5 protein-coding genes are annotated in these 10627 nt (G+C 32.6%); 2 read left to right on the top strand and 3 right to left on the bottom strand.

Features of this window, described 5'->3' with window-relative positions; genetic code table 11:
• Positions 1 to 852: 852 nt before the first annotated feature.
• Positions 853 to 2301 (top strand): MFS transporter, encoded by a 1449-nt coding sequence (locus EV196_RS10770; protein ID WP_132217760.1) that lies wholly within the window; start codon positions 853 to 855, stop codon positions 2299 to 2301.
• A 103-nt stretch (positions 2302 to 2404) separates the two neighbouring features.
• Complete coding sequence (locus tag EV196_RS10765) at positions 2405 to 3727, top strand: family 43 glycosylhydrolase (RefSeq protein ID WP_132217759.1); 1323 nt, start codon at positions 2405 to 2407, stop codon at positions 3725 to 3727.
• Between the two features lie 25 nt (positions 3728 to 3752).
• Here the strand turns inward: EV196_RS10765 and EV196_RS10760 are convergent, their stop codons facing one another.
• The 3 genes from EV196_RS10760 to EV196_RS10750 form a co-directional block, all read right to left on the bottom strand.
• Entirely contained in the window at positions 3753 to 7781 is a 4029-nt protein-coding gene (locus EV196_RS10760) for a hybrid sensor histidine kinase/response regulator transcription factor (RefSeq protein WP_132217758.1), read from the bottom strand.
• A gap of 45 nt (positions 7782 to 7826) precedes the next feature.
• Positions 7827 to 9161 (bottom strand): alpha-L-fucosidase, encoded by a 1335-nt coding sequence (locus EV196_RS10755; protein ID WP_165876148.1) that lies wholly within the window; start codon positions 9159 to 9161, stop codon positions 7827 to 7829.
• A 129-nt stretch (positions 9162 to 9290) separates the two neighbouring features.
• Complete coding sequence (locus tag EV196_RS10750; RefSeq protein ID WP_132217756.1) at positions 9291 to 10592, bottom strand: alpha-L-fucosidase; 1302 nt, start codon at positions 10590 to 10592, stop codon at positions 9291 to 9293.
• Between the last annotated feature and the right edge of the window lie 35 nt (positions 10593 to 10627).

The following is a 10627-nucleotide window of genomic DNA, read 5'->3' as shown; positions in this document are numbered from 1 at the left end:
ACTTCAAGACGATTTTGACATTGAGGAAGAAAAGGAATCGAAAGAATCGGAACTGAACGAGATAAAACACTACGAAAATAAAAACGTTGCCTAACTGCAAAAAACGGCAAGATAATACCACCCTCGGCGGAAAAAGTGAGCATAGTTAAATTATCAATAACTCATTATGTTTTATTAGTTTAAAGCCGTAAATGATCTGGTTCAAATTATCCGCTTTTAATGGTTCTCATCATCCGTCCCATCCAACCTTCATTATAGGCCTGCTGAAAAAATCAATATTTATGAATATTTCTTAGGTATTATTATAGTATCTTTATAAATTGAATGCAAGTGTACGCGTTTGCATTCATATAAGTTCATTTTATATTAAAGCAATTATTTGGTTCGCTAATCGGTGCGTGCAAATAAAACAATATTTATAACTTTTTGAATATTAATTGATTAAAAGAAAAGTTCTGACCCCAGCCCGGTCACAAAAAAAACCTTGTTAATTTTAAAATTAGCAAGGTTTTTTGCTTTTGGAAAGATTTGATGTGACATGGTTAAAGAGGATCACTATTTGTGTTTATCTACAGGCACAAACCTATCAGCTTTCTTAAATATTAACAGATTCAAGAAGCCTATTTTTTCTTCACAAGACACTAATATTTTCGATGTGTTTTATGTAACCTATTGAGTGATAAAATTAAAAAAGATGAATTCACTAACGAGATGAAATAGATTGGCAAAATGTATTCAGATATTAGCCACAAAAAAGCTAAATAATATTTAATTTTTAACACTTCTTTTTTAAACTACGATTAAATAAATATTTAGGATAAGTGTATATTTGAAGCTATTAAAACTATAATTATGAATAATAACACAACAACAAAAGCAACGAAGTATAGATGGACCATCTGTGGTCTTCTATTCATGGCAACAACCATCAATTATCTAGACAGGCAGGTCCTTTCTTTAACATGGAAAGATTTTATAGCTCCTGAATTTCATTGGACAAACAATGATTACGGAAACATAACAGCCTTGTTCTCTATTTTTTATGCTGTTTCTTTATTATTTGCTGGTCGTTTTGTGGATATTATGGATACCAAAAAAGGCTTTCTTTGGGCAATCGGTATTTGGTCGGTTGGTGCTTGTTTGCATGCTTTCGCTGGTATTGCAACCTCAGGTTATTTAGCAGGAGAATGGTTTGTTGGTTTTGCGGAAGCGAAAGAAATTATTAGTACAGTGAATGATACTGGTTTAGTAATTTCTGTAAGTGTTACCTTGTTTATTTTCGCTCGTTTCGTTTTGGCTTTAGGAGAAGCTGGAAATTTTCCAGCCGCCATTAAAACTACGGCGGAATACTTCCCTAAAAAAGACCGAGCTTTCTCTACAAGTATCTTCAATGCAGGAGCGACTGTTGGCGCATTAGCTGCACCCATTTCAATTCCTTTTATTGCAAAAGCTTATGGTTGGGAAATGTCCTTCATCATTATTGGGGCATTAGGTTTTGTATGGATGGGCTTTTGGGTATTTATGTATGAAAAACCAGAAAAACACTCTAAAGTAAATGCTGCAGAATTAGAATACATTCAGCAAGACATCATTTCAGATAGCAAAATAGAAGGATATGTTCCTGAAAGCACTAAAAAAGTTTCCTTATTAGACTGTTTTAGATACAAACAAACGTGGGCGTTTGCCTTTGGAAAATTCATGACCGATGGTGTTTGGTGGTTTTTCTTATTCTGGACACCAGCTTATTTAAGTTCGGTTTATGGCATGGACTCTGCACAAGCCGCTTTCCCATTATTTATTTTATATGCCATTACATTGCTTTCAATTATAGGCGGTTGGTTACCCACTTATTTTGTTGATAAAAAAGGAATGAACCCTTATGAAGGGAGAATGAGAGCCATGTTAATTTTTGCATTTTTTCCATTATTGGCCTTAGTTGCGCAACCTTTAGGACATTATACTTATTGGATTCCCGTAATAATTATTGGAATTGCAGGTGCTGCACACCAAGCTTGGTCTGCAAATATTTTTACGACCGTAGGCGATATGTTTCCTAAAAAAGCCATTGCAACTGTTACTGGTATTGGAGGATTAGCAGGAGGATTAGGTTCAACATTTATTAATAAAGGTTCTGGACTTTTATTTGATTTTAGTGAAAACACTAATATGGCTTTCATGGGATTCCAAGGAATTGAAGCAGGATATTTTATTGTTTTTTCAATATGTGCCGTTTGTTATTTAATTGGTTGGGTGGTTATGAAGACTTTAGTTCCACATTACAGACCAATAACAGATTTGTAAAAGTTTGAGATCATTTTTCAATTCAAATATTTAAATAATTTATCTAAAAACTCTGTATCTTGATACAGAGTTTTTTGTTAATCCATAATTCAGCAATAACAACATGACTAATTTCAGTCAATTTAAAAAAATCAGTTTCTATTTCTTTCTAGTGAATCTTATTTACAATCCTTTAATATTTTCACAAAATCCTATAATTGGAAACATTGGCATCTCCGATCCGCACGTAAGGATATTTAACGACACCATTTTTCTTTTCAGTGGTCATGATGATACACCAGATGATAAAACTTGGATTATGAAAAACTGGCGCATATTCTCTACAACCGATTTGGTCCATTGGGATTTAAGAGAAACCATCCATCCGAAAGATAATTACATGGATAATAATAGCACCGATTGTTGGGCAAGTGATGCTGCAAGTAGAAACGGTTCTTATTATTTTTATTTTTCAGACAGAAAACGCGGTGTTGGTGTGATGGTTGCAGATTCACCTTCTGGTCCATATAAAGACCCACTTGGGAAACCATTGGTATCTCCAATGCACGACCCAACCATTTTAGTGGATGATGATGTTGAAAAAACGCCATATATCATTTATGGTGATAAAGAAGGTGGTGGCTTTCATGTTGCAAAATTGAATGACAACATGATTTCTTTAGCTGATACCCCCAAACCCATTACAATTCATGGTGAAGGATGGCGCAATGCTCCTATTTGGATGGACAAAAATTATATTTTTAAACATAAAAACACATATTACCTTAGTTGGGGGCAGCAATATGCCATTTCTAAAAATATTTATGGTCCCTACCAATATGTTGGTTCTGTTGGTAGTGGTTTCAATTTAAATGAATTTGCTCACGGAAGTTTTTTCTGGTGGAAAGGTCAATTTTATCATATGTGGTGTTACTATCAAAAATCTGGGTACAAATACCGAGAAACGATTATAAGTTATTGCCATTTTGATGATGAAGGTAACCTAGTTACAGATACTCGATTTTTAGAAAAACACTTTAAGAATGGTGTTGGACAATACGATGCGTCTTGGGATAAGATTGAAGCTGAATGGTATTATGAAATTTCAGAAGGCATTACAAAACAAGGGAATAAAACTGATGGGTTTTCTCTAACCAACATCAACGATGGCGGTTGGATTCGGTTTTCAAACGTAAACTCCAATTCTATTTATAAAAAAATTACAGCAAACCTTTCGCTCAAAGGTGAAAAAGGTTTTTTAGAAATTAGAACAGATAGCATTATAGGAAATATAATTGGAAAAACAGACTTATCTCAATCTGATTCGCTTCAAGAAGTTTCATGTAAATTGAAAGGTTTCATGGGAAAGAGAGATATTTTCATAAAGTTTAGAGGCGCAAACGGAAGCCGTATGAAATTGGATTGGTTTAAATTTGAAAAAGAATAATGAGCAAATACAGTTATTAATTCTTCTACAACAACTTACTAGGTGGAAATCCGAATTGCTTTTTAAAACATCTACTAAAATATAATGGGTCGTTAAAACCTACTAAGTTAGTAACCTCGGATACGTTGTGCTTTTTTGATTTTAGAAGTTGTGCTGATTTTTTTAATCGGACGGTTCTAATAAATTCGTTTGGGGCTAAATCTGTCAACTCTTTTACTTTCCGATATAATTTTGAAGAACTCATACCTAATTCACTACATAAAAAGCTTGTGGTTAAATCGATATTATTTAAGTTTTCTTCAATAAGATTTGTTATTTTTTCCATCAAATCTTTATCAATCGGGGAATGTGTTAACAAACCAATGTCGCTTTCAACCTCACCCGAAAATTTAGATTTCAGCTCCATTCTGTTCTTAATAATATTTACTATTCTTGCCTTTAGCAACGACGGATCGAATGGTTTTACCAAATACCCATCGGCGCCCACATCATACCCTTTAACTTTATCTTCATTTTCAGAAAGTGCGGTAAGTAATATCACAGGAATGTGACTTATAAATTCATCATTCTTCAGTTCTTTACAAAATTCGAGTCCACTTTTTATAGGCATCATCACATCTACAACACATAAAATAGGCTTCACTTGACGACAAATTTGAAGTCCCTCTTCACCATTTTCAGCTTCATAAACTTTATAATAATCAGACAAGTAGTCTATTAAATAGTTTCGAAGTTCTAAATTATCTTCCACAACTAAAATTTTCTCTTTAATGTCAGTATTACTTGTTATTTTTTTAACTGGTGCTTTAACGATAATTTCTTGATTTTCATTACTTGTTGCTAACTCAAAAACTTCTTTATTTTTATAAAATTCTCGTTTTACAGGAATTTCAACAGTAAACACACTTCCTTTGTGAGGTGCGCTTTTAACTTTAATGCTGCCCTTATGAAGTTCAACCAATGATTTTACTAAAGACAAACCGATACCCGACCCCGTGTTATTTTCTATACTATTTGTGGCTTGGTAAAACCTGGTAAATATTTTTTCTTGACTTTTTAAAGGAATACCAATTCCATCATCACTCACTTCTATTACTAAATGACCACCAGCCTCATCTTTTAACCCAACATATAAATCTACATGTCCATATTTATTGGTGAATTTTAGGGCATTTGAAAGTAAATTATAAAGAATTTTATCAAACTTATCCTTATCTATCCATCCAGAAAGTTGCTCGTCTTCCGAGTTGAAATTTAGTTGTATTTGTTTATTGTATGCAAATTCCTTGAAAGAATCGAAGGTGTTTTTTGCGTAATCTAAAATATCAGTTTTTGAGACTTTCAGTTTTAATTCACCCGTTTGTGCTTTTCTAAAATCCAATACTTGATTCACTAAATTTAAAAGTCTGTTGGCGTTTTGGTAAATAAGATTGTACCTACTTTTTTGATATTCGGTACTCGTTTCTTTCTCTTCTTCTATCAACTGTTTTGCAGGTCCTAAAATAAGCGTTAACGGGGTTCTTAACTCATGCGAAATGTTGGTAAAAAACCTAAGTTTCTCGTTATTCAATTTAATATCGCGTTCTCTATTTACCTTTTCTGTAACTAATTCTTGTTTTAGGTGCATCCGGTTTTTCACCTCGCGCCTAATTAAATAAAAAACCAACAAATTAAGCAATATAAAAAGCGCCAATGCCTGATAGGTTAACCAAAACGGACGTTCAATTTTTATGTTATATGAAACTACTTCACTCCAATGCCCGTCACTATTACTCGATTTTATTTTAAAGACATAATTATCTGGAAACAAGTTGGTGTATTGAACCGTTCTGGAGTTACTACTTGTTGCTATCCAATTATCATCAAAACCTTCTAATTTATATTCAAATTTATTTAAACGTTCGTTTGCATAAGAAGGTGTTGAAAACTGTAAAGAAAAATTCCTGTTTTTATATTTAAGCTGAATAGACTTGGTTTGGTTAAAATCCTTATTTAATGGTATCTCTCCGTTTATTTCTTTCCCTGGATATAGTATTTCATTCTGAATTTTAATTTCAGTAATCATGGGCTTAGGTGTTGATTGATTTTCTTGTATAGTGTATGGCGAAAAGTGTATAATACCATTTTTACTCCCTAAGTAAATATTTGAATTTCCAAAATTATAAAACCCTTTAGAACTAAAATAATCTAACCTATTTCCGCTATTCACATGATAAATATTATAGTCTTTACCATTCTCTCTCAATATAGCAACACTGTTGTTGTTTAAATTAAGCCATAAATTTCCATTGGTATCTGTAAGTAAATCTGTAACCCATTTACCTGCTAATTCTTCAGGCTTTTTTAAGGGTGAAAAATTATTTTTTTCTTTATCAAAAAAGCTCAATCCATTTCGGGTAGCTGCCCAAAGTTTACCTTTTCTATCAAAAATGATGTCACTTACATTATCATGGGGCAATCCTCCTTCTCCATTGGTTGATGCATTATATACAACCACCGTTTTTGTTTTTAAGGCATATTTTACCACACCTGTTTCTGTAGCAAGCCATACATTTTTGTAGGTATCGGTAGTAATTTTATTAATGGCTCTTATGCCTAATAGCTTTTCTTTAACTATGGGTGCCTCAGAATGTGTAATATCCAATATTACAGCACCTTCTCCAAATGAACCCACCATCAGTTTGTTTTCACCTAAATTTTCAAAAGCTGAAATTGGATTTTGAAGAATGCCAATATCAATCTCTTTAGATTGATTTTTTTCATAATTATAAATCAATAATTTTCCATTCCATAAACCACAATAGAAAATTTTACCATCAACGGAATAGATACTCGCAATATCCTTTTGATTATTGTATAAGGGAATAAAATGTTCTTCATTGGATATGAAAAGTCCGTTATGCCGTGTCGCCACTATAACTTGATCATTGTGTGTTTTTGAAAACCCACGGATTCTTGGAGCTTGGTTTCCAATGAATCGTGAAATATCTTTATTAAGACTGAACTGGTTTTCAAAAGGATCGTATTTGTCCAAACCATCTTCTGTTCCTATCCATAAAATTCCAGAAGTATCAAAATATAATGCTGATACCAAATTATCTACCAGCGATGTTTGATCTGTTAATACGGAATAATACCATTTAAAATCACCTATACTGATGTCTTCTAAATGTTTACAAACAATAAGTCCGCCTAAAGTACCAACCCAATATTTCCCATCGGGTGCTTGTTTTATCGATACAAAATAAGGCCCTAAAGCATCCCTTATTTCACTATCTTGAATATAAAGGTTTTCAAATTCATTTTTTATTTTGTTCAATTTATACAAACCACTTCGGGTACCTATAAAAATATCTTGTTTAGCATCTTCATAAATGAAATTCAAATACGGATTTATTTCTGATGCCTTAGGAATGTTTAACGTGTAAAAGGCTTTGTGCTGAATGGCTCCTTTTTTATCAAGTGAAATTTTTGCAACTGAAGCTGTACCATAACTACCTATCCAAATATGTCCCGATGTATCTTCAAAAATTTCTTTGACATAGCTGAAACCTTCTAAATCAATTTTTTCAAATCTATTTTCATTCAAATAAAAAATAAAAAGACCTTTACTTTTAGTACCTACCCAAATACGCTTATGTTTATCGACATATACGGAACGTATTTCTTCATCTTGTAAGCTATTGCGGTTTCCTTTTTTAGTTAAAAAAGTAGTAAATTTATAAGTATCTAATTCTAAAAGTGTTAAGCCTTTTCTGGTGCCTATCCATAAATGATTCGAATCTTCATCAAGTTCTAAATCGGTTATATCATCGTTTTTAAGAGTATTCCCTTCTGAAGTACTTAAATAAGATTTAAACTCGTAACCATCAAACCTATTTAAACCAGAAAACGTACCCAGCCACAAAAAACCATGTTTATCTTGTACAATATGACGAATTGAGTTTTGAGACAACCCACTATCTTCATTATAGTGTTCAAAGTTAATAGTCTGTGATACAGCAGTGTAAAACGACAAGACACTTAAAAATGTAATGATAAAATGGTGTCTCATTAAAGTTTTGTTGTAAATGGAATTATTTATAAAAATACGCAATTTTTAGTATAATTCTATTCTGAAACCTGAAATAGGAATTTCATTTTCTACATAAGATGGCATCTCTATTTCTAATCCTTCTTTAGTTTGTTTCCATTTTGTTTTTTGTGAGTGATCTAGTTGAATAACCGATTTAATTTTTAAACCATTTTCAGTTGAAAGCGATTTAATAAGCACTTGTTTTTCATGATAGCTACACACATAAGCGTATATGTTATTATTCTTTAAAGTAAACTGTACTTCTGGAATAATTTCTTTTGAAGTAGCATCATTTTCTGTGTCTTTTAATGTGTTTTTCAAGGTGTTTTTATCATCTTTAATTTGAACAACATCTACTTTTTTTGCTTTGGAAAGTAATTCACTTTGAATTTTCCATGGACTGGAACCGTAAATGCCCTCTGAATTTTTATTCATCCAAATACCTATTTTGGCTAATCGTTCTTTAGCTAAATCAGTAATTTCACCTTTGGCTGTAGGTCCATTATTCAGCAATAAATTTCCACCTTTACTAACTATTTCCAGTAATTGGCGCGTCATTAATTCCGATGATTTATAAATAGTATCGTATTCAATATACCCCCAGTTTTTACCCATGGTGATACATGCTTCCCAAGGCTTCTTTTCTAAACCTTTTACTATTTCTTGTTCGGTAACTTTATAATCGCCTAATTCATTACCAATTCGGCTATTTATTATACAATCTGGTTGTAACTTTAAAATCAAATCCCTTAATTCCTGACTTTCTGCCACACTAATATCGTGTGGCGTATCAAACCACATAATGTCAATTTTTCCGTATTGGGTGAGCAATTCTTCTACCTGAGGTTTAACCTTCCTTTCAAAATATTTATGGAATACTTTTATGTCTTCATCTGGATAATCTACAAGATTGCTTCTTCCTCCTTTAGTTGGCCAATCGGTAGGAACATCTGGATCCTCCCAATCACGACCCAATGAATAATAGAACCCAAATTTCATGTTGTGTTTATGGCAAGTTGCTACCAATTCTTTCATAGGATCTTTAGAATATGGTGTTCTTTTTACGATATTATAATCACTTGAAGGTGAATCAAACATGGCAAAACCATCATGATGCTTTGAAGTAATAACAATATATTTCATGCCTGCTTCTTTTGCGGTAAGCACCCATTTTTCAGCATTAAAATTTATAGGGTTAAAATCGTTTGCAATTTTTCCATAGTCAGCTAAAGAAATTTTCTCATGAATCATAAAATGCTCATTCCCTTTTGCAATATGTCCATCCCAATACCCAGCAGTTTGCGAGTACAGACCCCAATGCATAAACATACCAAATTTGGCATCTTTCCACCAGTCCATTTTATCTACTGTTTGGGCAAAACTATGAGTTAAAAAGGCACATACGAATACTAAAATGTATAATTTCTTTTTTGATAGCATATTCATTATTTGATTATGGAATTAAAAATTTCACTATAAATATATTATTTATTTTATGAATTCAACATTGGTCACTTTAACTACAATAGGATTGGGCCAAATTTTATCGTTATACAAACGTTGCGCTCTACTAACTGATAATTCCAATAATTTTTCGTGTTGAGTAAAAGTCGTGATTGGTGTGTTATCTGGCCAATATTCAACCACCAAATCATTCTGACCTAATACAGAAACCTGTGTATTTTCTGTGGCTTTAATATTTTGAAGTAAAAAATTCCGTCTAAACCCTTTAAACCAATGTTGTTGATTGGCAATAAACACATAAGCTGTATTTTCATCTTTAGCTTTTGTAAACCATAAATCGCCATCTTTAATCATACCCGGTACGGAACGCACATTTTTTACACCTTCATTGTTTACAAACATCCAAAGGGCAATTTCACGTAAACGTTCTTCTTGTTCAATAGGAATTTCGCCATTTGGTTTTGGTCCCACATTCATTAAAAAATTACCGCCCTTGGCTCTAATTTCTATTAATTTTTTAATTAATTCGCCTCCATCTTTGTACGTTTCGTTGGTAGGTTTGTAAGCCCATTGTGTGCCCATAGTCATACAAGTTTCCCAAGGTCCAGGCATAGCGGCATCCGGAATTTTTTGTTCCGGTGTTTGCATTTCACCACGGGTTACAATAATATTTGGGTCTTTTTTATGTACAAATTGAACGATATCTGCTTTTTTAAACGAATCGAAAAACATAATATCTGGTTTATATTTATCGATTAATTCGCTTATTTGTTTCTTATCATACGCCAATAATTCTGGGTTTTTGTCAACTCCACTCATGTCGCTATTACGGGAAATTAAATGCCCTTGCTTGTGCAACACACTAAAATCTTCTGGCGAAAAATAGAAGCCTACTTTCATACCGTATTTTCTTAAAGAATTAGCCAACATGCCAGTTATGTCTTTTCCGTAAGGGGTATTCATAATGTTGAATTTGGTTGTTTTTGTATCCCACATACAAAAACCGTTATGGTGCTTTGTGGTTAAAACAACATATTCTGCTCCTGTAATTTTGAATAACCGTGCCCATTCATCTGGATCGAATTTATCTGGATAGAATGTTTTTGGAAGTTCTTCCATGTATCTTTTTACATAATCTTCCGAAGCACCAACCATGGAATGACTGATGACACTTCCCAATTGAGAGTCTAAACTCCAATGTATAAAAATTCCAAAGCCCATATCCATATAATCTTCAACAAGATTGGGTTTGTTTTTTAGTTGCGCAAAGCTTGAAAAACTTATAGCTAATAATAGTACAAGCGTTATTTTAAATTTTGAATTCATTGTTTTAGTTTAATTTATATGATGAATGTCTATTC

The organism is Mariniflexile fucanivorans, assembly GCF_004341235.1.
Taxonomy (GTDB): Bacteria; Bacteroidota; Bacteroidia; order Flavobacteriales; family Flavobacteriaceae; genus Mariniflexile; species Mariniflexile fucanivorans.
The sequence above is the reverse complement of the archived record's forward strand: the minus strand, read 5'-3'. Positions and strand labels throughout refer to the sequence as shown.